General features: G+C 45.9%; 13 protein-coding genes. All 13 read left to right on the forward strand.

Annotated elements, in window-relative coordinates; all coding sequences use genetic code 11:
• Positions 1–2 precede the first annotated feature (2 nt).
• The 13 genes from prc (at position 3) to QNM19_RS05275 (ending at position 23,487) form a co-directional block, all read left to right on the forward strand.
• Positions 3–2,039 (forward strand): carboxy terminal-processing peptidase, encoded by a 2,037-nt coding sequence (gene prc, locus QNM19_RS05215; RefSeq protein ID WP_284026437.1) that lies wholly within the window; start codon positions 3–5, stop codon positions 2,037–2,039.
• 242 nt (positions 2,040–2,281) lie between these two features.
• A complete protein-coding gene (gene nhaC, locus QNM19_RS05220) occupies positions 2,282–3,754 on the forward strand; it encodes a Na+/H+ antiporter NhaC (protein ID WP_284026438.1) in 1,473 nt (490 codons plus the stop codon).
• Between the two features lie 188 nt (positions 3,755–3,942).
• Positions 3,943–6,534 (forward strand): aminopeptidase N, encoded by a 2,592-nt coding sequence (gene pepN / locus QNM19_RS05225; protein ID WP_049863159.1) that lies wholly within the window; start codon positions 3,943–3,945, stop codon positions 6,532–6,534.
• Between the two features lie 42 nt (positions 6,535–6,576).
• The gene (locus tag QNM19_RS05230; protein WP_010386048.1) at positions 6,577–6,798 is read left to right on the forward strand and encodes a DUF2835 domain-containing protein; all 222 of its coding nucleotides are present in this window, start codon (positions 6,577–6,579) and stop codon (positions 6,796–6,798) included.
• Between the two features lie 236 nt (positions 6,799–7,034).
• On the forward strand, positions 7,035–9,152 hold the full coding sequence (locus QNM19_RS05235; protein WP_049863158.1) for a DUF1302 domain-containing protein: 2,118 nt from the start codon (positions 7,035–7,037) through the stop codon (positions 9,150–9,152).
• An 11-nt stretch (positions 9,153–9,163) separates the two neighbouring features.
• Complete coding sequence (locus QNM19_RS05240; protein WP_040644927.1) at positions 9,164–10,531, forward strand: DUF1329 domain-containing protein; 1,368 nt, start codon at positions 9,164–9,166, stop codon at positions 10,529–10,531.
• A gap of 109 nt (positions 10,532–10,640) precedes the next feature.
• Complete coding sequence (locus QNM19_RS05245; RefSeq protein ID WP_049863186.1) at positions 10,641–11,639, forward strand: WD40/YVTN/BNR-like repeat-containing protein; 999 nt, start codon at positions 10,641–10,643, stop codon at positions 11,637–11,639.
• Positions 11,639–13,969: an efflux RND transporter permease subunit gene (locus QNM19_RS05250; protein WP_049863157.1), complete on the forward strand. Its 2,331-nt coding sequence runs from the start codon at positions 11,639–11,641 to the stop codon at positions 13,967–13,969. Before QNM19_RS05245 ends, QNM19_RS05250 begins: the two co-directional genes overlap by 1 nt.
• Positions 13,970–14,171: 202 nt before the next feature.
• Positions 14,172–19,010, forward strand: coding sequence for an NAD-glutamate dehydrogenase (locus QNM19_RS05255; RefSeq protein WP_284026439.1), 4,839 nt, complete (start codon positions 14,172–14,174; stop codon positions 19,008–19,010).
• Positions 19,011–19,257: 247 nt separating this feature from the next.
• Positions 19,258–20,268, forward strand: a complete 1,011-nt coding sequence (pyrD, locus tag QNM19_RS05260; RefSeq protein ID WP_058795247.1) for a quinone-dependent dihydroorotate dehydrogenase — start codon at positions 19,258–19,260, stop codon at positions 20,266–20,268.
• A 242-nt stretch (positions 20,269–20,510) separates the two neighbouring features.
• Positions 20,511–21,041, forward strand: a complete 531-nt coding sequence (locus tag QNM19_RS05265) for a cell division protein ZapC domain-containing protein (protein ID WP_049865510.1) — start codon at positions 20,511–20,513, stop codon at positions 21,039–21,041.
• A gap of 111 nt (positions 21,042–21,152) precedes the next feature.
• The gene (gene rlmKL / locus QNM19_RS05270) at positions 21,153–23,264 is read left to right on the forward strand and encodes a bifunctional 23S rRNA (guanine(2069)-N(7))-methyltransferase RlmK/23S rRNA (guanine(2445)-N(2))-methyltransferase RlmL (protein ID WP_049865511.1); all 2,112 of its coding nucleotides are present in this window, start codon (positions 21,153–21,155) and stop codon (positions 23,262–23,264) included.
• Positions 23,257–23,487, forward strand: a complete 231-nt coding sequence (locus QNM19_RS05275; protein WP_010386060.1) for a glutaredoxin family protein — start codon at positions 23,257–23,259, stop codon at positions 23,485–23,487. The genes rlmKL and QNM19_RS05275 overlap by 8 nt, the downstream gene beginning before the upstream one ends.
• Position 23,488 lies beyond the last annotated feature (1 nt).

The following is a 23,488-nucleotide window of genomic DNA, read 5'->3' on the forward strand; positions in this document are numbered from 1 at the left end:
GTATGAGTAATAAGTTACCTTTAATTGGTGCAATCGCACTGTTTGTATCTGGCGTGTGTTCAGCTGCAACACAGACCGTAACGGAAAAAGACATTCCTGTACTGGAGCCTGAAATCCAGCATGCGACGGCAACCAAAAGGGTAACCAGTAAATTTACTCGTGAACACTATAAGCGCTTTAAACTTGACGATGCGCTGTCTGAGCAGATCTTCGATCGCTATATCGAAAACTTAGATTACAACAAATCTCTGTTTCTTCAGTCAGACATCGACAAGTTTGCGGGCTACAGAAAGCAATTTGACGACGCGCTCAAAAAAGGCAAACTCGATTTTGCCTTCGAGATGTTCAATGCCAGTATGCAGCGTCGCTACGAGCGCTTTACCTATGCTATTTCTCTGTTAGAGACAGAAATGAAGTTTGACAAGCCAGACGAGTTTGTTTTTGACAGAGAAGACATGCAGTTTGCCAGCACCCAGGCCGAGTTAGATGAATATTGGCGTCAACGCGTCAAGTCTGATGCTTTGCGGCTCAAACTAACAGGTAAAGACTGGGCTGGTATTAAAGAGATCCTCACCAAGCGTTATAAAAATACCATCAAACGTTTGGTACAAACCAATAACGAAGATGCCTTTCAGATTGTAATGAATGCGTTTGCGCGCAGCATTGAGGCACACACGTCTTATTTGTCACCGCGGCGTGCAGAGCAGTTCAAAATGGATATGGAACTTGAGCTGGAAGGTATTGGTGCCGTGCTGGGTTATGACGAAGACTACACGATTATACGTAGCTTAGTGCCGGGTGGCCCCGCAGACAAAACTGAAAAAATTAAGCCGGATGATCGCATCGTTGGTGTGGCTCAGGATGGCGAAGAGTTTGTTGACGTGATTGGCTGGCGTCTGGACGACGTTGTTGATCTAATCAAAGGGCCTAAAGGTACCAAAGTAAGACTGCAATACCTTAAAGGCAGCGATACGCACGGAACGCCTAAAGTTGTGGAAATCGTACGGGATAAAATTCGTCTCGAAGACAGAGCTGCTAAGTCTGAAGTATTCGAAGCGAATTACTCGGACCTGACCAGCAAAGTGGGCGTGATTGAAATCCCAAGCTTCTACAACAACCTCTCAAAAGATGTTAAAAGAGAGCTCGACAAGCTCAAAGAGCAAAATGTGGATGGTATTATCGTTGACCTGAGACAAAATGGTGGTGGCTCATTATATGAAGCTACACAGCTTTCAGGTTTGTTCATCGACAAAGGTCCGATCGTTCAAATTCATACGGCATATAACCGTGTTGAAGCTCAAAAAGACAGTGACGGTGTTACTTATTACGATGGCCCATTGACTGTTTTGGTTGATCGTTACAGTGCGTCGGCATCCGAAATTTTTGCAGCAGCGATGCAGGATTATGGTCGTGCTGTAGTAATTGGTGAGCAAACTTTTGGTAAAGGCACAGTACAGCAGCACCGCGGTTTGCGAAAAACCTATGACCTGTTCGACAATGCGCTTGGCAGTATTACTTATACCATAGCTAAGTTCTATCGTATTGATGGTGGCAGCACGCAAAATAAAGGGGTTATTCCGGACATTTTACTGCCTTCAGCGGTTGAGCCTGCCGAGTGGGGTGAAAGCCAGGAAGATAATGCACTACCATGGGACAGCATTGTTAGAGCCAAATATCGGCAGTTGGATGACTTAAGTCCGACCATCAAGTATTTAAATGAGCGTCATGGGATCCGTATTGCGAAAGAGCCTGAGTTTGCTTATGTTTACGACGATATCGCGCGATACAAAGCTCAAAAGGACGACATTGCGATTTCACTGGTTGAAGCTGAGCGTACAAAAGAGCGTGAAGAACGCGATGAGCGCGCCCTGAAGCGCACCAATGAACGCCTGAAACGTCTGGGACAGGATCCGGTAAAAGACCTGGATGACGTACCAGAGATCATTGCCGAGCTGGACCCATACCTCGAAGAGGCCGCTCTGATCACGCAAGATCTGATCAATTACGGTCGTCTGGCAAAGAACAATACGGCTGACTGAAGACGGTTTAACAAAATAAGACGTACAGAAGGCTAAACTACGAAAAGGCGCATTGAGCGCCTTTTTTCGTTACCAGTGCGTGGGAAATTTGTTATTATTGTCAGCTGCAATATTAAAAATAGTCGGGCAAGAACTTGCCTGGCGCTGTCTTGGGCGCAGATTCATGTGTTGTGCTTAACGGTGAACTGACCCGGCAGAGATAATAATAAAGCACTCCATTAAGTGCGAAGGAGTATTCTGGTTTGAGACAACAAAAACAAGCATCCTATCTGGATGCCTTTATTCCTATTGTGGTATTGGTGAGCCTATTAGGTGCAGCTGTATACCTGTACGGTGATAATTCTTCTTCAGGGCCAAACCAGATAGCCCTGCTGTTTGCTACCTTTACAGCTGCGTTGATCGGGCTTAAAAATGGCTTTACCTGGAAGACACTCGAAGAAGCGATGATCAAAGGGATCACTATCTCTTTGGGGGCAATCCTTATCTTACTGATGGTAGGAGCTTTGATTGGAACCTGGTTGCTTTCCGGTACGGTGCCAACCTTAATCTACTATGGATTACAGATTATCCACCCTTCGTGGTTTTACGCGGCTGGGTGTTTGATTTGTGGCATCGTTGCCATGAGTATTGGTAGTTCCTGGACAACAGCCGCAACCATAGGTGTAGCCCTTCTGGGGGTTGCTAATGGCTTGGGACTGGATCCTGTGGTGACTGCCGGAGCGGTTATCTCGGGTGCATACTTCGGTGACAAACTCTCTCCGTTGTCAGAAACAACGAATTTAGCGCCAGCGGTAGCGGGCAGTGATTTGTTCGAGCATATTCAGCACATGCTATGGACCACAGTGCCGAGCTTTGTTATCGCCTTAATTATATTTATTTTCATGGGGTTCAATGCTGATGTGTCGAATGAATCGAGTAAAATTGATGAGATTGCCTCTATCCTGCAAAGTAACTTCAATATCAGCATAGTTAACCTCGTACCACTGGTTATTCTTCTCGGCCTTGCCATTAAAAAGATGCCAGCTTTTCCTGCTATCTCTATTGGTGCCGTTGTTGGTGCGATTTGGGCATTGTTGTTCCAGGGCGACCTGATAGCGAGCCAGGTAAATCCGGATGAAGGTGCGCTGGTCAGTCATTTCAAGCTGGTTTGGGCGACTTTCTTTGATGGCTTTAGCCTCGAAACAGGCAACGCTAAGATGGATGACTTACTCAGCGGGGGCGGTATGTCGAGTATGCTGACGACGACTTGGTTGGTTATGACGGCGCTGATGTTTGGTGCCATCATGGAAAAAACCGGACTGCTTGAACTGTTTGTTAAGAGCATTCTTAAAGTGGCAAAGAGCACGGGGTCACTCATTGCCTCTACGGTTGCAACTTGTTTTGGTACTAACCTGGTCGCGGCGGATCAATATATTGCCATTGTGGTGCCTGGTCGTATGTTTAAAGAAGAATATACGAAACGGGGTCTGCGAAGTGTGAACCTGTCCAGAACGCTGGAAGACGGGGGGACTATAACAAGTCCTCTGATCCCCTGGAACACTTGTGGGGCATACATGCAAAGTGTGTTGTTAATAAATCCACTTGATTATGCGGTTTACGCCTTCTTTAACCTAATCAATCCATTCCTGGCAATTGTATACGCTTACCTGGGCATTAAGATTCTAAAAATCAAACCCAAAGCGATGCAGCAAGGCGCAGCAGCGCCAGACGCATAGTCCAGAGCTGAAAAGAAACAAAAGCGCCTCATTGAATTTGAGGCGCTTTTGCACGTCTCACATTCATAAATCCCTTTGCCCTTAGCGTGGGCCGTTCTACAATAAAGATATTGATTTGTACTCATTTTTTCATTGTGCTCAGTTATGTCAGTGACGCTGGCACCTGTAATTTGATAATAGGAATTGTCATGACCTCAAAACCTCAGGCCAAATACCTGCATGATTATCAGCCTCCCTCACATGCAGTTGAGAATCTCGCCTTAAGCTTCGAATTAGATCCACAAAATACCAAAGTGACAGCCCGGTTTACGCTGTCATCACTGGGTGGCGCAACGTCTGTGATGCTGGACGGTATCGAGCTGACCCTTCAGTCTGTGACAGTGGATGGACAAAGCCACTCAGATTACAAACTACATGAGACTGGCCTCGAACTATTTGGGCTGGGTGAGCGCGCTGAAATCGAAATCGTTAATACCATTTCGCCAGCTACGAACACCTCTCTTGAAGGTTTATATCTCTCAGATGGTGCCTATTGCACGCAATGCGAGGCTGAAGGGTTTAGAAAAATTACTTATTTCCTCGATAGACCCGATGTGCTAACGACCTATCAGGTCAAGATCATTGGACCCAGGGAAATGCCACATTTACTGTCTAATGGTAATAAGGTCGACAGCGGAGAGCTGGAGGATGGTCGTCACTATGTAAGCTGGGAAGACCCGTTTAAGAAGCCGTCTTATTTGTTTGCGTTGGTTGCTGGTGACTTCGATGTGCTGAAAGATCAATTTGAAACACGCTCAGGTCGCCAGGTTGACCTTCAGCTATTTGTAGATAAGGGCAATCTGAGTAAAGCGCCGCATGCAATGGCATCATTGAAAAAGGCCATGGCGTGGGATGAAGAAAGGTTTGATTTAGAATACGACCTGGACATTTACATGATTGTTGCGGTGGACTTTTTCAACATGGGGGCTATGGAGAATAAGGGGCTCAACGTGTTTAACAGTGCTTGTGTATTAGCCAATCAGGAAACGGCTACCGACAGAGACTTTCATGTAATTGAGTCCATCGTCGGGCACGAATACTTCCATAACTGGACGGGGAACCGGGTAACTTGTCGTGACTGGTTCCAGTTGAGCCTTAAAGAAGGCCTGACCGTATTTCGCGATCAGGAATTCAGTAGTGATCTGGGTTCGCGTGCGTTAAACCGGATAGATGCAGTGAATACGGTTCGCACTCATCAGTTTGCAGAGGACGCAGGACCTATGGCCCACCCAATTCGCCCGCAGCAAGTTATCGAAATGAATAACTTCTACACGGTGACCGTATACAACAAAGGCGCAGAAGTGATCCGCATGATGCACACCATCCTGGGTGAAGCCGGCTTCCAGAAGGGGATGAAGCTCTATTTTGAGCGTCATGACGGTCAGGCGGTAACCTGTGACGACTTTGTCGCAGCGATGAGTGATGCCAATGGCAAAGATCTAACTCAGTTTAAACTTTGGTATAACCAGGTTGGTACGCCAAAAATTAGCGCGCGTACAAGCTTTGATGCGCAGCAGGGCGAGTTTACGCTGCATTTGGCCCAAAGCCACGCAGAGCATGATCCGGTAGAGGCACCTTTGCATATTCCGGTTGCTGTTGAGTTGTTGGATAAACATGGAGAGGTGATAGCAATCCCTGAGTCCATTGCCAAACAGGGTAAAGTAATTGAGCTTACCGAAAAACAGCAGAGCTATGTCTTTTCGGGATTAGAGAGTGAGCCTGTTGTTGTGCTACTGGAAGGGTTCTCAGCGCCTTGTGTTTTGAATTATGACTATCAGCAACATCAGTTGCTTCACATTGCTAAGTATGCCAGCAGTGATTATGCACGCTGGGAAGCTATTCAGCAGCTTTATAAAGCTGAGATTAAGTCACTGGTGAACACTCAGTTGTTCGATGAATATCAGCTACCAGAAAGCTTAACTCAGGCATTACGCATGCTGCTTGATGATCTTAGCGGAGACTTATCAATCCTCGCGGAATTATTCACCGTGCCTGGCTTTGATGCCCTGAGTGCTGACTACACGCCTGTTCCGGTAGAACAGCTGGCGCAAGCTATTTCGACCATTGAGTGCCAGATAGCGACCCAGTTGAAATCAGTTTGGTGTGATGTTTATGCACAGTTACAGGATGATGGAAGCCTTGAAGCGAAAGCAGTCGCTATCCGCACCATGAAGAATAAATGCCTGTTTTACCTCGCACAGGTGTCAGATCCTCAAATTCAAGGCTGGATCCAGGCACAAAGTGAGAGCTATAACATGACGTTGAAATTGGGGGCACTTAGAGCGGCTGTCAACGCTGATCATGTGCTGACTCAGTTATTACTGGATGACTTTGACAAACAGTGGCAGTCAGATCTGCTGGTAATGGACAAATGGTTCGCATTGCAAGCGAGCCGCAGTGACGACAATTGCATCGACAACATTTTATCCCTTTACAACCACCCGTGTTTCGATAAAGCCAACCCAAATCGCGTACGTGCTTTGATTGGCGCTTTCACACGGGGTAACCCAAGGCACTTCCATCGCAAAGATGGTCGAGGATATGCGTTACTTGGTGAGTTAATTGCAGAGCTGAACCAGGTCAATCCGCAAAATGCGTCCAGAATTATTACGCCTTTGCTGTCTTTCAAGCGTTTTGATGACACCAGACAAGGGTTAATGAAAGCTCAGTTAGAGAAACTGGCACGGTTACCTGAGCTGAGTGATGATCTGTATGAGAAAATTGACAAAGCACTGAACTAGCAGTGCTTTTATTCGAAATGTGTAAAGGTTTGTATCCACATTATGCATGAGTATTACTTTTACATGGACTTAAGCCACGAACAATGTATGGCGTATTACCACGGACATGTCGAGTTTATACAAGTCGTCGAGGATGGGGGGAAGCGGATCCGCTTTCCCGCTCATCATATCAGGCGGCATGTATCGACATTAGGCGTTCGTGGACGCTTTCGTTTGTTGCTTGATGAAAATAATCGCTTCGTAGCGCTGGAAAAAGTAGTTTGATGACAATTATGCGACGAGACATAAAGTATTTTTGTTAAATCGGTTTGTTTTAAACTTAAATTACGTGTTATAACTACTCTGGTAGGACGTCTTACCATGAGTGAAATACGCTCCAATGAGATAAAAATGCACCGATCAGACGCGTATTATTTGTAATTTAAAGCTATCGCTTCTATCGTTACGACAACAAAAAACAATAACTTGATAAGAATTACCCGCCAAAGGGGGGAGAAATAATGATAAAAACATCGCGCTTTGTGAAGAACAAGATAATGCTCGGCCTGAGTGCAGCATGTCTTGGTGTCGCTGGCACTGCTGCGCAAGCCGCCACGTTCCAAGTTGGTGATTTTGATGTGACCTTTGATTCCACGTTTTCTTACGGTCAGAGTATTCGTGTAGAAGACCGTGACTTTGATCACATTGGTAAGAGTAATCACCCCCGTTATAACTGGACTGGTTATAACGCTTCATTGGGCAACACCATTTATTCATCTTCTCAGATCTGGTCACAACAGGGTGCATACTCTAATAACGGTGATGCTGGTAATTTGAATTTCGATTCGGGCGACACGTTTTCTCAGTTACTCAAAGGCACCCATGAACTAGGTATCACTAAAGATAACTACGGCTTCTTCTCTCGTTTCATGTACTTTTACGATTTTGCGATGGAAGATGGCGATTTTGCTTACAGTAACCCGGTATCTGGACAGAAAGTCGATCCCTGTGCAGATGACGACACCAAAGAGCAGGTTTGTTCCGATGTTCGCTTACTTGATGCGTTCGTGTGGGCGGATTTTGACATTAATAATGGTAAAAACCCGTTATCAGTCAGATTGGGTCGCCAGGTTGTAAACTGGGGTGAAAGTACCCTTATCAGTCACGGTATCAACGTAAACCCGGTTGATATTGATCGCCTAAAAGCGCCAGGAGCAGAGCTAAAAGAAGCTTTCATCCCAGTCGGTATGTTTTGGGCGTCTTTGGGTCTGACCGATAACCTGACGCTGGAGGCTTTTTATCAGTACGAATGGCATGAAACACGCCTTCCTGCGACAGGTAGTTATTTCTCTACCAACGACTTTGCTTCAGAGAATGGCTATAACCAGAATATCCAGCTTGGCTTCACAGCTAACCCGGATATCGATTTGGCGCACCTGACTGAAGCACTGAATAACCTTCATACAAACTGGATGGGGGCATTGGCCGCGCAAGGTCTGGATGTAACAGATCCAAATGTGCTGCAAAGTGAAGCTGCTATTTCACAGCTGACTTCAATGTATCTTGCGTATCCGACCAAAGTGGCTCTGAAAGGCAAAGGTCTCAATGGTAAGAGAGAGCCGCAGGATGGTGGTCAGTTTGGTATTCGTCTGGGCATGTTTGCACCAGAGCTGAATGACACTGAGTTCGCGCTATATTACATCAACTACCATGCCCGTCGTCCTCTGATCTCTGGTAAGGCGTCTAACTTTACCAGCGATGCCATTGCGGCGGACCTGAATTACATTCAGAACAACCCGCTGAATGATGAGAATTTCACCAACCTTAATGCATTTACGCAAGGTCTGATTGAATACCCAGAAGACATTAAGTTGTACGGTTTGAGTTTCAATACCGCAATTGGTGAAACGGCGTTCTCTGGTGAGTTTGCATATCGTGAAGACGAGCCTTTACAGATTGACGATGTAGAGTTGCTTTATGCGGGTATGTTGGAACAGCTTGCTTTGGCTGGCATTCGCACAGATGTCGCTGGTTTGTCTCAGTTGAGTAAAGGTGACGATGTCGCTTATGTAGAGCCAGGTGCAATTGCGCAGGGTTATGTGTTGAAAGACACAATGCAGCTGCAATTCACTGCAACGCATTTATTCGGCCCTTCGCTGGGTGCAGATAGCTGGGCGTTGGTCGGTGAAGTCGGTGGTGTCACGATTAAAGATATGCCGAGTTACGATGAGCTGCGTTTAAACGTTGCGGGTACCGGCCGAAGCGGGACTATTGAAGGTATTAACGGTCAAAGCTATGACCTGTTGCATATGGCTATCTCAAATGGTCCTGAAGTAAACCCATTCCCAACTGCGTCTGCGTGGGGTTATCGCTTAATTGCGAAAGGCGAATACAACAACTTATTTGCTGGCGTTAACATGTCACCTCGTATCGTGTTTTCTCACGATGTAAATGGTATCACGCCGGATCCAATGTTCCTGTTTGTGGAAGATCGTAAGTCGGTTGGTTTGACGCTGAACTTTAACTACCAAAATGCCTGGTCATTTGACTTTGGCTATAACGCATTCTGGGGTGGTGGCAAGACCAACACATTCTCAGATCGTGATTTCGTTTCATTTAATATCAAGTATTCAATCTAAGGGCTTTCAATATGTTTAGAAAACCTACTATGCTTGCTGCAACAATTATAACAATGATGGCAGCACCGGGTGCATTTGCGAAAATGTCCCCAGAAGAAATTGCGCGTTTAGGCGCAGATCTGACTCCAATTGGAGCAGAAAAAGCAGGTAATGCCGATGGCAGTATCCCCGCTTGGACTGGTGGGATCACTAAGCCACCTGCGGGTTATAAAGTGGGCATGCACCATCCTGATCCTTTTGCAGATGATAAAATCTTGTTCACCATTGATAAGACCAATCTGGACAAGCATAAAGACAAGCTAAGCCCGGGGCAGGTTGCTTTATTTAATACCTATCCTGATACGTTCAAAATGCACGTTTACCCAACTCGTCGCAGTGCTGCGTATCCTCAGTTTGTTTATGACGCAACTAAAAAGTACGCTGCAACAGCGCAGCTGATTGAAGACGGCAACGGCATCAAAGACACTGCAATTGGTATTCCTTTCCCGATCCCTAAAGACGGGTTAGAAGCCATCTGGAACCACTTGTTACGCTATCGTGGTTTGTCGATTGCACGTTATGGCGGCCAGGCAATGCCAACGGCATCAGGCTCTTACAACATCATCGGATTCGACGAGCAACTGTTAGTAAAATACTCAGATCCTGATGCAACACCTGCTGAGCTGAAAGAGTCGAATGTCCTGTTTAAGTTTAAGCAGAAAGTAACTGAACCTGCGCGTTTGGCAGGAACAGCTCTGCTGGTACATGAAACAATGGACCAAATCCTGACACCGCGTCAGGCGTGGACCTATAACACCGGCCAGCGTCGTGTTCGCCGCGCACCAAACGTTGCTTATGACGCACCGGGAACAGCATCGGACAGCCTGCGCACAACAGACGACTTTGATATGTTCAACGGATCACCGAACCGTTATAACTGGACCCTGAAAGGCAAGCAGGAGCTTTACATTCCGTACAACAGCTACAAACTTCACAGTGATAAGCTAAAGTATGACGATATTCTGATGGCCGGTCACGTAAACCCGGAACACGTTCGCTATGAGAAGCACCGCGTTTGGGTTGTTGAAGCAAACCTGAAAGAAGGCACGCGCCACATCTATAAGAAACGTGTTTTCTACATTGATGAGGATAGCTGGCAGATCCACGTTGCAGATTTGTATGACAACCGCGATCAAATGTATCGCGTAGCGATGGCCCACGGCCTGAACTACTATGATGTGCCTACTCACTGGAGTACGCTGGATGTCTATCATGACCTGAACTCTCGTCGTTACCTGGCTATTGGCCTGGATAATGAAGAGAAAATGTACGACTTCAGCCAGTCTTTCCAGGACAATGAGTTTACACAAAGCGCTTTACGTCGCGAGGGTAGACGATAAGCATAGCTGCCGGTTAATACCGGCACAGCACTACTTCTCAGGGGCTACATTGGTAGCTCCTGAAATTGCACTTCCTATTCTCTCTCACACTAATTATCGAGTACTCATCATGATTAAGAAGTTAGTCGCAACCACGATTGCAGTGATGGCAATGCAAAGTGATGCAGTAGCCGCAGCTTCTGATGCACTAATGGTGGCACATCCGCAGCGTACACTATTAACAGATATCAGTTATACCGGTGCGCAGCTGGTCGCTGTTGGTAAGCATGGCACCATAGTAACTAGCAAAGATGGTAAAAGCTGGCAGCAGGCGCACGTGCCGGTACAAAGTTTGCTGACCTCAGTGACATTTGCCAGCGAAAAAAAAGGCTGGGCCTGTGGCCATGACGCAACAATTTTAAACACAGACGACGGTGGACAAAGTTGGCAAATTCAGCAACATTTGCCAGATATCGAAAAGCCGTGTCTGGATATTACCTTTGCCAATGAGCAAATTGGCTATGCCGTTGGTGCCTATGGCATGATGTATGAAACGACCGATGGCGGGCAAAACTGGACGAAACGTTTTATCGATGCCTTTGTGCATCCCGATGATGTGACTTACCTTGCTGAGCTTAAAGCAGATGACCCGGCTGCGTATGAAGATGAAACAGCATTTATTTTACCGCATTTCAACACTTTACTGATTGATGGCGCACAGTATTTATTAGCCGGCGAAATGGGCTTATTCGCTGTCAGCGATGATGCCGGGAAGAATTGGCGTAAGTTACCTGAGTTCTATGCTGGTTCTTTGTTCACCGTCAGCAAAACTGCCGATGGACGGGTAGTCGCTGCCGGGTTACGTGGAAACGCATTTGTTTCTGACCCTGAGTTGTCAGAGTTTCAGCGTCTGGCATTCGACAAAACAGCCACCATTAATCAGGTACTAACGGTGAACGAACAACAATATCTGTTTGCGAACAGTGGTGTGATCCACACTCGTAGCGAAGCGGGTCTGTCTAGCGAGCAGTTGAAAAATGGTAAATCCATTATGGCCGGTGTTATGTTCGAGGGGCAATTGGTGCTGGCAACGGAAAACGGGATCCAGATAGTAGAGGTTAAACGCTAATGCAGTCATTGTTAAACCAACTTGTTTACGTTGTTTTCAGACATCGTGTTGCGATGATTATACTCTTCATCATAACAACTTTGTTCTTAGGCTATCGTGCAACACAGATCCAGCTTGATGCATCTTTTAATAAGAATATTCCTCTGAATCATGAGTATATGAAAGTATACCTGAAACATGAAAAACAGTTTGGCGGTGCAAATAGCATTCTGATATCGGTCTGTGATGCTGATGGAGATATTTTTAATCCTGAGTTCTTTACTCAGTTGAAAGCAGTACATGATCAGCTTTATTTTATCCCTGGCGTGAATCGCCCGCTGGTTAATTCTATTTTTGCGCCTAGTGCACGGTTTGTCGAAGTTGTCGAAGATGGCTTTGCGGGCGGTCCGATTATTCCTGCAAACTTTTCCGCCGACGAGGCCGGTCTGGCTGTGGTTAAGCAAAACATTGAAAAAGCAAAAGTAGTGGGCCGCATGGTCGCCAGTGATTATTCGTGTGCGATGGTCACAGCTCAACTCATGGAAATTGACCCTCAGACACAGGAAAAGTTAGATACGTTGGCATTTGCGAAAAAGCTGGAAAGTGAAATTCGTGAGCCACTCAGCACGGATAAGGTGTCTATTCATATCATTGGCTTTGCTAAAATGGCGGGTGATATTGCAGATGGTGCAAAAGGCGTCATCTTGTTCTTTGCAGTCGCGATCCTGTTCACATTTGTGATGGTCTGGCTTTTCTGTAAAAGCTTCAAATTAACGTTATTGCCGATTATGTGCTCCTTGATAGCGGTAGTGTGGCAAATGGGTCTGCTTACCGTACTGGGCTTTGGGTTAGATCCTATGTCTATTCTGGTGCCATTCCTGGTTTTTGCAATTGGTGTGAGCCATGGCGTACAGATGATTAATGCGATCGGTAAAAAAGTGGCTGAAGGCGTAAACAGCAAAGTGGCTGCTGAGGCGAGTTTTAAAGCGCTATTAATACCGGGTGGTATTGCGTTGCTGTCTGACACAGTAGGCTTTTTGACCTTACTTGCTATCGACATTGGCATTATCCGTGAGCTGGCCATCACCGCAAGTTTGGGTGTTGCCGTGATTATCTTCACTAACCTGATCCTGCTGCCAGTTCTGGCTTCTTATTTTAACTCAAGTAAAATACACCGTGTTGATGACGGTAATTCGTTTAGTAATAAACTTTTTACCTCTATGCGCGAAGCACTGGTGAAAACCACAGATAAGCGCGTTGCACGTGTCATTTTACTGATCAGTGCGATTCTATTCGGCCTTGGTTACTGGCAATCTCAGCACATGCAAATTGGCGATTTGCATGCGGGTGCACCTGCGCTTCATGAGGATGCTCGCTATAATCAGGATACCTTCCTGATCTCAGACCGGTATGCCATTTCATCTGATATTCTCAAAGTACTGGTTGAAGCGTATCCTGCGGCCTGTACAGAGCACGACACCATGGATAGGGTCAGCCGTTTCCAGTGGCGCGTTGAGAACCTACCGGGTGTCCAGTCAGCCGTGTCTCTGAGCTCAGTCGCGCAATCTGTGAATGCGGGGTATAACGAGGGTAATCTGAAATGGCAAACGTTGCCGCGTAATAGCGCGTCATTAGTTCAGGCGACGTCGCGAGTGGAAACAAGCACCGGTTTGCTCAATGGTGATTGCTCTGTGATGCCTATTATTATCTTCATGGCTGATCACAAAGCACAGACTATAGACAATGTGGTCACGCAGATTAAAGCGTTTGCAGAGGAAGAAGGCACCGATACTGTGCAGTTTAAACTGGCGTCTGGGCCAATTGGTGTTATGGCTGCGACCAATGAATCCGTGTCTGAAGCACAGTTGCCTATGATGATCTATGTATATGGTGCCGTTATCGCACTGTGCCTGATCAGTTTCAGAAGCATACGTGCAACCATTGCGGTGGTTTTACCTTTGTATATCGTATCGACTCTGGCGCAAGCCTTGATGGTTAAACTCGAAATCGGTTTAACGGTATCAACCTTGCCAGTGATCGCGCTAGGTGTGGGTATAGGTGTGGATTATGGTATTTATATCCTCTCTTCTATGATGACGCAGCTTAAGCAAGGCGTGCCACTTGCCTATGCATATCGCAATGCGCTGGCAGAAAGAGGCAGTGCTGTGCTCTTTACCGGGATCACTTTGGCAATTGGTGTCAGTACCTGGATTTTCTCAGCACTCAAATTCCAGGTAGATATGGGGATATTATTAACCTTTATGTTCCTGGTTAATATGTTGGGTGCCGTTTTATTATTACCTGCAATAGGAACCTTAATCTGGACAGACCAGAAAAAAAAGTGTGAATAAAAGTGCTTATAAATGGCCGGTTTCGGCCATTTATATCTATATTTAGTGAATATCTGACCAACCAGCTGAAAAGGCTATAATGTTTTCGTCGAAAAGGCTTTTTATTAGCGCCAGAAAGGTTAAAATTCACATGACTCCACGCTAATAAATGGCTGTACAAATAATCTACCGTTCAAAGGTGGTATAGATTAAGGAACACATAATGACACAAAATGAAGGTCCAGCGTCAGTTATCCTGGATAACGTCACCAAGCTGATCCACAAAAAAGTTCATGCCGAAAACGTGTCGCTCGTTGAAACTTTTGCCAAAGCCTTGTACAGCAATATGTCTAAAGAGGACTTGGCACATCGTAACGACAGCGACTTATACGGAGCCGCATTGAGTCTTTGGAATTCTCTGGAAAAGAATGCCAATGACGATGCGGTTATTCGCGTTTTTAACCCTGAAGTAGCCAAAGATGGTTGGCAATCCTCTCACACGATCGTTGAGATCATCGCTAAAGACATGCCGTTCCTGGTTGATTCGGTTCGCATGGCACTTAGCCGCAAAAATATCGTGTCTCACTTATTGTTACACAGCCCGCTTAAAGTAAAGCGCGATGGTGACAATAAGATTACGGCGCTTTCAAACTTAAAAACCGAGCAGGAATCCTCATCGACAAAAACTGTTTTCTTCATTGAGATTGATCGTCAAACTGACGCAAAAGCAATGAAAGAGTTCACCGAAGAACTGGAATCAGTATTGAAAGATGTCTCTGTTGCTGTAGAAGACTGGAAGCCTATCCGCGATAAACTGGTTGCGGTCAGTAAAGAGATACCGACGCGCCATCATGACTGCTCACAGGCAGAAGTCAATGAAGCAGTTGAGTTCCTTGAATGGTTATCTTCAGATAACTTCACCTTTATGGGCTACCGTCAGTACGACTTGGTGCCTGTTCAGGGTGACCATGAACTGCGCGCAGTGCCAGACACTAGTCTGGGCTTGATGAAAAACTCGAGCCATGACGGCGGCCGCCTACTGTCGGAGCTGCCAGAAGTCGCGCGCAAAGAAGCTCGCAGCAAAAATCTCCTGATTCTGACTAAGACCAATTCACTGTCTCGTGTTCATCGTCCAGCCTATATTGACTATGTGGGTATTAAGCGTTTTGACGAGCAGGGCAACGTTATCGGTGAAGACCGTTTCATCGGTTTATTCTCATCGAGTTTCTACAACAACAGTGCGGCAGATGTGCCTGTTCTTAAGAGCAAGATCCAGCGCATTATGGAGCAGTGTGACTTTGCACAAGGGACACACGCGTATAAAGCTGTGCTTAACTTGCTGGAAACTTATCCGCGTGATGAGTTGGTGCAAGCGCGCGAAGTCGAGCTATTAGAAGTCGCGACCGGCGTATTGCAAATTCAGGAACGCGACATGTGTCGTTTGTTCGTTCGTCGCGATGTGTACGGGCGTTTCTTCTCATGCATGGTCTATGTGCCGCGTGAGCGCTATAACACAGCACTACGTCGTGAAACTCAGAAATTGTTGGCAGATGCATTTAAGTCCAATGAAAAAGTTGAGTTTACGACCTTTTTCTCAGAGTCCACACTGGCGAGAACGCATTACATCGTGCGTGTGGCAGATAACAGTATTAAGTACAACGTGAAAGACATTGAAAACAACCTGGCAGAAGCCGCTCGCACTTGGGAAGATAAACTACAATCAGCATTGCTTGGTAGCAATGGTGAGACCCGTGGTAACGAGCTAAACCGTAAATATGCCAACGCTTTCCCACACTCATATAAAGATCAAGTATTGCCAAGTGCCGCGGTAGTCGATATTGAGAAGTTGGAGCAGCTGAGCGATGAGAAAAAGCTGGAAATGCTTTTTTACCGTCCTCAGGAAGAATCAAACAGCGAAATCGTTCGTTTGAGCTTGTTCCACAAAGACGTGCCAATTCACCTGTCAGACGTTATGCCAATGTTGGAAAACTTTGGTTTACGCGTGATTGGAGAAACGCCTTACGCAATCAAGAGCAGCGATGGCCAGGTAAATTGGATCATGGATTTCTCCATGATGATCGACTCAAAAGGGATTGCGGACTTTGATAAAGTTTCAGCCCGTTTCCGTGCTGCGCTGACGAACGTTTGGAATAATCGTCTTGAGAGCGATGGTTTCAATCGCATGGTTCTGCTGGGTGGCATGACTGGACGCGAAGCGTCAATTTTGCGTGCGTATGCTAAGTACATGCGTCAGATTGGTGTGACATTCTCTCAGTCATACATCGAAAATACGTTTGAGCATTACCCGCACATCGCAGCACAAATTGTTGAGCTGTTTGTGAAGAAGTTCTCACCGGCGAAAAAAGCGGCTGAGAAGACGCTTGAAAAACTGATCGAGAAAATCTACCAGGAACTCGAAAACGTTGCTAACTTGGATGATGACCGCATCATTCGCATGTATGTTGATATGATCAACGCCACATTGCGTACCAACTTCTATCAAAAAGAAGCGGACGAAAGCAACAAATCTTATATTTCATTCAAGATCAACCCGCATGCGATCCCTGAGATGCCTCTGCCGCTGCCTGCGTATGAAATCTTCGTTTATTCACCACGTGTAGAAGGTGTCCATTTACGTGGTGGTAAAGTTGCGCGTGGTGGTCTGCGTTGGTCAGACCGTCGTGAAGACTTCCGTACCGAGGTCCTTGGTCTGGTTAAGGCACAACAGGTTAAAAATACGGTAATCGTTCCTGTCGGGTCAAAAGGTGGTTTTGTTTGTAAGCAGCTGCCAAACGATCGTGAAGGCTTCTTTAAAGAAGGTCAGGAATGCTACAAGATGTTCATCCGTGGTCTGTTAGACATCACAGATAACATCATTCATGGCGACATTATCCCGCCAGTTGACGTAGTACGTCACGACGAAGATGACCCATACCTGGTTGTTGCCGCTGATAAAGGCACCGCGACATTCTCTGATATTGCTAACGGCATTGCTGAAGAGTATAACTTCTGGCTGGGCGACGCATTTGCTTCTGGTGGTTCAATTGGTTATGACCACAAGAAAATGGGTATTACTGCGAAAGGTGCGTGGGAGTCGGTTAAGCGTCATTTCCGTGAAATGGACATTGACTGTCAGACAACTGACTTTACAGCGGTTGGTATCGGCGACATGGGTGGTGACGTATTTGGTAATGGTATGTTGCTGTCTAAGCATATTCGCCTGCAGGCAGCCTTCAACCACATGCACATCTTTATTGACCCGAATCCGGATGCGGCAAGCTCTTATGTAGAACGTGATCGTTTGTTCAATTTGCCTCGTTCAAGCTGGGAAGATTACAACAAAGAGCTTATTTCTGAAGGTGGTGGTGTATTCTCTCGTGCAGCTAAGTCAATCACATTGACCGCTGAAATGAAGAAAATGATTGGCACCAAAAAAGCCAGCATGACACCAAATGAGCTGATTAAAGCGCTACTTAAAATGCCAGCTGACCTACTTTGGAACGGTGGTATAGGTACTTACATTAAAGCTAAGTCTGAATCTAATGCAGATGTGGGCGACCGTGCGAATGACGGTCTACGTATCGATGGTTCTGAGCTGGGTGCGAAAATCTTCGGTGAAGGTGGTAACCTGGGTGCAACACAGTTGGGCCGTATTGAGTTTGCCGAGAAGGGCGGACGTATCAACACCGACTTTATCGATAACGTAGGTGGTGTGGCGTGTTCAGATAACGAAGTAAACATCAAGATCCTGTTGAATGGCCTGGTTGCTGAAGGTGACTTGACTAAGAAACAGCGTGATGAACTTCTGTATGCCATGACTGATGAAGTATCTGAGCTGGTACTGGCAGACTGTTACCGTCAAACACATACGCTGTCTATCACTAAGTCGAAAGGCCCGGCAACGCTGAAAGAGAAAATCCGCTTTATCCATGCATTGGAAAAAGACGGTAAGCTTGACCGTACGATTGAGTTTTTGCCTACCGATGAAGAACTGGCAGAGCGTGCAGCGGCAGGGTCAGATCTGACTCGTCCAGAGCTGTCTGTGTTAGTTTCTTACTCTAAAATGGTGTTGAAAGAATCACTGGTTGTTGATGAGATTTCAGAGAATCCATACTATCGTCAGCTGTTAGTAAATTCATTCCCAATCCCACTGCGTGAGCGTTTTAACGCGGCAATGGATAACCACCCACTGCGTAAAGAGATTATTGCAACTAAACTTGCGAATAATATCGTGAACGACATGGGTCTGAACTTCATGATCCGTATGCACGAAGAAACTGGTGCAACGGAAGCAGAAATCGCGCTGTGTTACTCAATTGCCAGCGAAATTTTTGAAATGAAAGAGACCTGGCAGTCAATTGCAGCATTGGATAATCATATTCCATCAGCAGTACAGACTGAAATGTTGTATCAGTTGCGTCGTACAGTACGTCGTACGACACGTTGGTTCCTGCGTCACCGCAACAAGGGTATGACGATTGAAGAAACCATCGCGTTCTTTGCTCCGACCTTTGCTGATCTGAGCAATAACCTGAACAACTACATGGTTGAAGATGAAAGTGCACGTTTGACAGAAAAAGCCGATGCGCTTGTCGCACAAGGTGTACCAGAGCAAATTGCTATGCGTATCGTTTCTCTGTCTAGTCTGTTCTCTGTAATGGATCTGGCTGAAGTAGCAGCAAACTCCGGTCGCGCGATTGATGTGGTGTCAAACACCTACTTCAAACTGGGTGCGAATATGGGTCTGCACTGGTTCCTGGATCAGATCACTGCACAACCTGTCGCCAACCATTGGCAAGCTCTGGCGCGTGCATCTTACCGTGAAGAGCTGGATTGGCAGCAACGCGCTTTGTCTGAAGTTGTATTGAACAGCTTTGAGGGAGATGACCATGATGTCGATTCACTGATCAATCAGTGGATGGAAAATCAGTCTACCTTGTTGCTACGCTGGCAACAGATGCTGGCTGAATTCAAGACCTCACAAAGCCATGACTTTGCGAAGTTCTCAGTGGCATTGCGTGAGCTGATGTTGTTGAGTCACAACTGTGACACTTCCAAATAAAAAATAACCCGTTAAAATACCCCGGCTTTGCTGGGGTATTTTTTTATCTCAGATTTGAAATTGATACCAAGCCGCTTCATTAAATGAGTCATTTTGGCAAAAATTTTCGGCGATAGTCTGGCAGTAAGTCTACTGTTCGGTGTACTAAATAATAAATTTTAGCACCGTTAGCAGATTCTACTCTTCAAATTAGCTATGCATGAATGCGGGTTGGTGTCATACGTTACTAGGAACTTAAGGAGTCTCAATGTTTTATGATTTAGCGCGTCGTTATATGTTCAGTAAAGATGCCGAGTGGGCTCATGATTTCGCACTCGGAAACTTACGCCGCTTCGCGAATACCCCATTAAGTATGGCCTGGTCACAATCACTTCCAAAGAAACCGGTTAATTTCCTTGGCCTGGAATTTGACAATCCGGTTGGGTTAGCGGCGGGACTCGATAAAAATGCAGAATGTATTGATGCATTCAGCCAGATGGGCTTTGGCTTTATAGAGGTGGGTACAGTTACACCCAGACCTCAGGCAGGTAATGATAAACCGCGCATTTTCCGACTGCCTGAAGCAAACGCAATTATTAACCGGATGGGCTTTAATAATAAAGGGGTCGATAATCTGGTTAACAACGTAAAAGCAGCACGTTATAACGGGATCCTGGGTATCAACATAGGGAAAAACAAAGATACGCCGAACGAGCAGGGCAAAGATGATTACATTCATTGTATGCGTAAGGTATTTGAGCATGCGTCTTATATTACAGTGAATATTTCGTCACCCAATACACCGGGGTTGCGCGACCTGCAATATGGTGAAGCACTGGATGACCTGCTACAAAGTTTAAAGAATGAGCAGATTGACTTGATCGAGAAGCACAAAAAATCGGTTCCGATGTTAGTGAAAATCGCACCTGATGTTGATGCCGTTCAGTTGCAACAAATTGCCGAGTCATTAGTGAACAGTCGTATTGATGGTGTTATTGCAACTAATACCACCTTATCGAGAGAAGCGGTTAAAGGGTTAGAGCACGCCGAAGAAGCCGGTGGCTTATCGGGTCGTCCGGTACGTGAAAAGTCCACACAAGTCGTTAGCGAATTGAAACGGATGACTGAAGGCAAACTACCTATTATTGGTGTAGGTGGGATCGACAGTGCCGCTGCTGCAAAAGAAAAGCTTAATGCAGGCGCAGATTTAGTACAGGTTTACACAGGCTTTATCTATGAAGGACCTCAGTTGATCAAAAAGATCCTTACTGAGATCTAACTGGCTGTTTTATAAGCTTATGAAATAGTTTGTAATTATTTTGCAATATACAGGCGAATTCTGACGCTGGTTTGAAAAACGATCGTTCCTTTGTGGGAAGGATCGTTTTTTCCTTATAAAGATCATTCATATAGCGCGATGATCTAAAACAATTTGTTATTACAAAAATTTTTACACTGTGATAATTCGCGATATACTTCTTCACAGGCTCACACACATAACACATTGATATTGGGAGGTCCATTTTGCAAGCATCCAAAGAGTGGCGTTGGATAAGATGTAGCCACAGAAACAGACTGCTTGTTGATTTGGGTGAAGACCTTCAGTTGTGCACGCCTTTTCGCTTGAGACAGTTAACCGAAGATTCCCTGCATAGCGTCGATTTGAGTGTCGACGAAGCCGCCTTTTATCGTAACGTGTATGATTATTTGCTTGGTTTTAAAGTTTGGTCTGAACCTCAGTGCTGCCAGATAGCGCTTAATGCCACCGCGGCAAAGTTTCATTTACTTCCCGTACAGGCTAAAAGTTGGTTTTTCAATTGTTATAACGGAGGCCAACCCTTGTGCGAAGCTGTGGTTACGTTGCAATCAAGATGCCAGTCAGGTGAATTTCTGATTGTAGATCACAATCAGGAAACCAGCATGTGTATCAATCTGACGCAGGGTTTTATGCTGGATGAAAACATCGAGCTGGAGCAATTTCAGGCCATCAAGGTACTGAATGACAGAGTACACCCCCTGATCCAGGCACATAAGCTGACCCAAACCGCCTGATAGCTTTGCGTATCGGTTTTACCATGCGACACTGCGTACACCCACTCTGATATCCCAGTCTGCCACTTGCTGTGTTATACTCGCTGCAATTGAAATTATTGAGTATTTACATTGCAGTTTATCGCCTTAACGTCCATCGGAATTGAAAACCTGTTGCTTGAAGAACTTCAGTCTCAGGGACTTGAAGTCGTGAAGCAAAGCGTTGGCTCTGTCCGCTTCACCGCGGATAGCCTGGCAGTTCAAAAGTTCTGTATGACAACGCGTTTTGCCACGCGCGTCATGATGCTGATTGATGAACATGAAAACATCAACAATAAAGATGACTTGTACAAGTTTGCGCGTTTTCAGGGCTGGCAGGAGTGGTTCGGTCCTAAACAAACGTTTGCCGTTGAATTCAATGGTACTAACCGGGAGCTAAAGAACACTCAGTTTTCCGGCCTAGTCATCAAAGATGCCATTGTAGATTATTTTCAGGATCTGTATGAGCAACGTCCGTCTGTTGATAAACAAGAAGCCAATGTACGCGTTATTGCCAAGCTCAATAAACAAAAAATCGCGCTATATATCGACTATTCTGGTCCGCGCTTGTCTGACCGAGGGTACCGAACCAAGCAAGGTCGGGCACCGATCCGGGAAAACCTGGCAGCGGCTCTAGTACAACGAAGTGGCTGGCTGAGTGATACCTCTAAGCCATTATTTGATCCCTGTTGTGGTTCCGGTACTTTATTGATTGAGGCGGCCAGTATGGCCCTGAATATCCCAGCTAATCTGAATAAAGATTTTGCCTTCAAACGCTTGCCTGGTTTTCGCGATGCTAAATTTAAAGAGCTAAAAACTGAGTTGAAACAGGCGCAGCTGGATAAACCCTTATGGATCATAGGTCAGGACATTGATGCACAGGTGCTGGAAACAGCCAGAGGGAATGCTAAACGCGCCGGGCTTGAGCAATATATCCGCTTCAATGACGGAGACGCCAGTCAGCTCACTTGTGTCGCCAAGCGTCCAGGCACGTTATTAAGTAACTTGCCTTATGGTGAGCGCCTGGGCTCTATGGCTGAGCTGATTAACCTGTACAGGGGCATGGGGGATCGCTTTAAGAAGCATTACAAAGACTGGTCATTGGCATTGCTTGGCACAGATGAAGCGCTGTTTAAAACACTTAAGCTGTCGTCTAAAAAACGCTACAAATTCAAAAATGGTCCGCTCGACGTGTCCCTCTATTTGTATGATATGGATGAGCGTCAAGTTGCACAAAACGAACAAGCAGGCGCACTGCATTTTGAACAGTCACGGGCGTTCGCAAACCGGGTAAAAAAGAACAAACAAGCCCTGAAAAGCTGGCTCAAGAAAGAGCAAGTAGAGGCCTACCGAGTCTACGATGCGGATATTCCGGAATATAATGTAGCGGTCGACGTCTATGGTGAGAGTGCCGTCGTCTTTGAGTACGCAGCGCCAAAAGAAATTGATGAGCTGGTTGCTAATAAGCGTCTCCAGGACGTGATCACGCTCACCGCCGAAACATTGGATATTGACCCCTCTAACATTGCGGTCAAAGTCCGCAAAAAGCAAAAAGGTCAGGAACAATACAATGCACTCAGTAAGCAAAACCGGGTGCAAGTCGTTGAAGAATTTGGTGCCAAATTCAAAGTAAACTTGTTTGATTATCTGGACACCGGGCTGTTTCTAGATCACCGTCTGGCCAGACGATATATTCAGCAAAATGCTAAGAACAAGCGGGTTCTTAACTTGTTCGCGTATACTGGCAGCGCCTCAGTTCATGCGGCTCTCGGTGGTGCAAAAGCGGTGACGACAGTCGACATGTCCAAGACGTATCTCAAGTGGGCAGAAGAAAATTTTGCCTTAAACGAGTTGCGTAACCCTCGTTTTAGGTTTGAACAGGCAGATTGCCTGAAATGGCTTGAACATGCGCAAGGTCAGTATGATCTGATTTTCCTTGATCCGCCGACTTTTTCGAATTCAAAGCGCATGAAAGAGGTCTTTGATGTGCAGCGTGACCATATTCAGTTGCTAGAATGGGTCAAAAAGATTCTCAGTCCGGGCGGTACCTTGTTATTCTCCAACAACAAACGGGGTTTTAAAATGGATGAAATCGGTTTGATGGGACTTGGCCTGAAAGCCGAAAATGTGTCAGACCAAACCCTGTCGCCTGACTTTAAGCGTAACAAGCAGATCCACAACAGTTGGTTGATCACCCATGGCTAAACTTACCCTGTTTTATACCGATGGCTGTCACCTTTGCGAGCAAGCCTATGAATTGGTGCTACGTTGCGTCGCCAGTGATGCTGTGCAGCATCAGGATATTGTGGAAGATCCGCAATTGATGGCTGAATATCAGACGTCTATTCCCGTACTTAAGTCAACAGACAGTGCCAGAACTTTGTTCTGGCCCTTCACAGAACAAGATATAAAAGAGTTGTTAAAGTAAG

The sequence above is a fragment of the Pseudoalteromonas ardens genome, from assembly GCF_030125445.1.
Taxonomy (GTDB): domain Bacteria; phylum Pseudomonadota; class Gammaproteobacteria; order Enterobacterales; family Alteromonadaceae; genus Pseudoalteromonas; species Pseudoalteromonas ardens.

Coding starts and splice junctions, on each gene's coding strand:
- pepN (WP_049863159.1), top strand. CDS start 3,943: ATGACCTCAAAACCTCAGGCCAAATACCTGCATGATTATCAGCCTCCC.
- QNM19_RS05250 (WP_049863157.1), top strand. CDS start 11,639: ATGCAGTCATTGTTAAACCAACTTGTTTACGTTGTTTTCAGACATCGT.
- QNM19_RS05230 (WP_010386048.1), top strand. CDS start 6,577: ATGCATGAGTATTACTTTTACATGGACTTAAGCCACGAACAATGTATG.
- QNM19_RS05245 (WP_049863186.1), top strand. CDS start 10,641: ATGATTAAGAAGTTAGTCGCAACCACGATTGCAGTGATGGCAATGCAA.
- QNM19_RS05235 (WP_049863158.1), top strand. CDS start 7,035: ATGATAAAAACATCGCGCTTTGTGAAGAACAAGATAATGCTCGGCCTG.
- pyrD (WP_058795247.1), top strand. CDS start 19,258: ATGTTTTATGATTTAGCGCGTCGTTATATGTTCAGTAAAGATGCCGAG.
- QNM19_RS05240 (WP_040644927.1), top strand. CDS start 9,164: ATGTTTAGAAAACCTACTATGCTTGCTGCAACAATTATAACAATGATG.
- QNM19_RS05275 (WP_010386060.1), top strand. CDS start 23,257: ATGGCTAAACTTACCCTGTTTTATACCGATGGCTGTCACCTTTGCGAG.
- QNM19_RS05255 (WP_284026439.1), top strand. CDS start 14,172: ATGACACAAAATGAAGGTCCAGCGTCAGTTATCCTGGATAACGTCACC.
- prc (WP_284026437.1), top strand. CDS start 3: ATGAGTAATAAGTTACCTTTAATTGGTGCAATCGCACTGTTTGTATCT.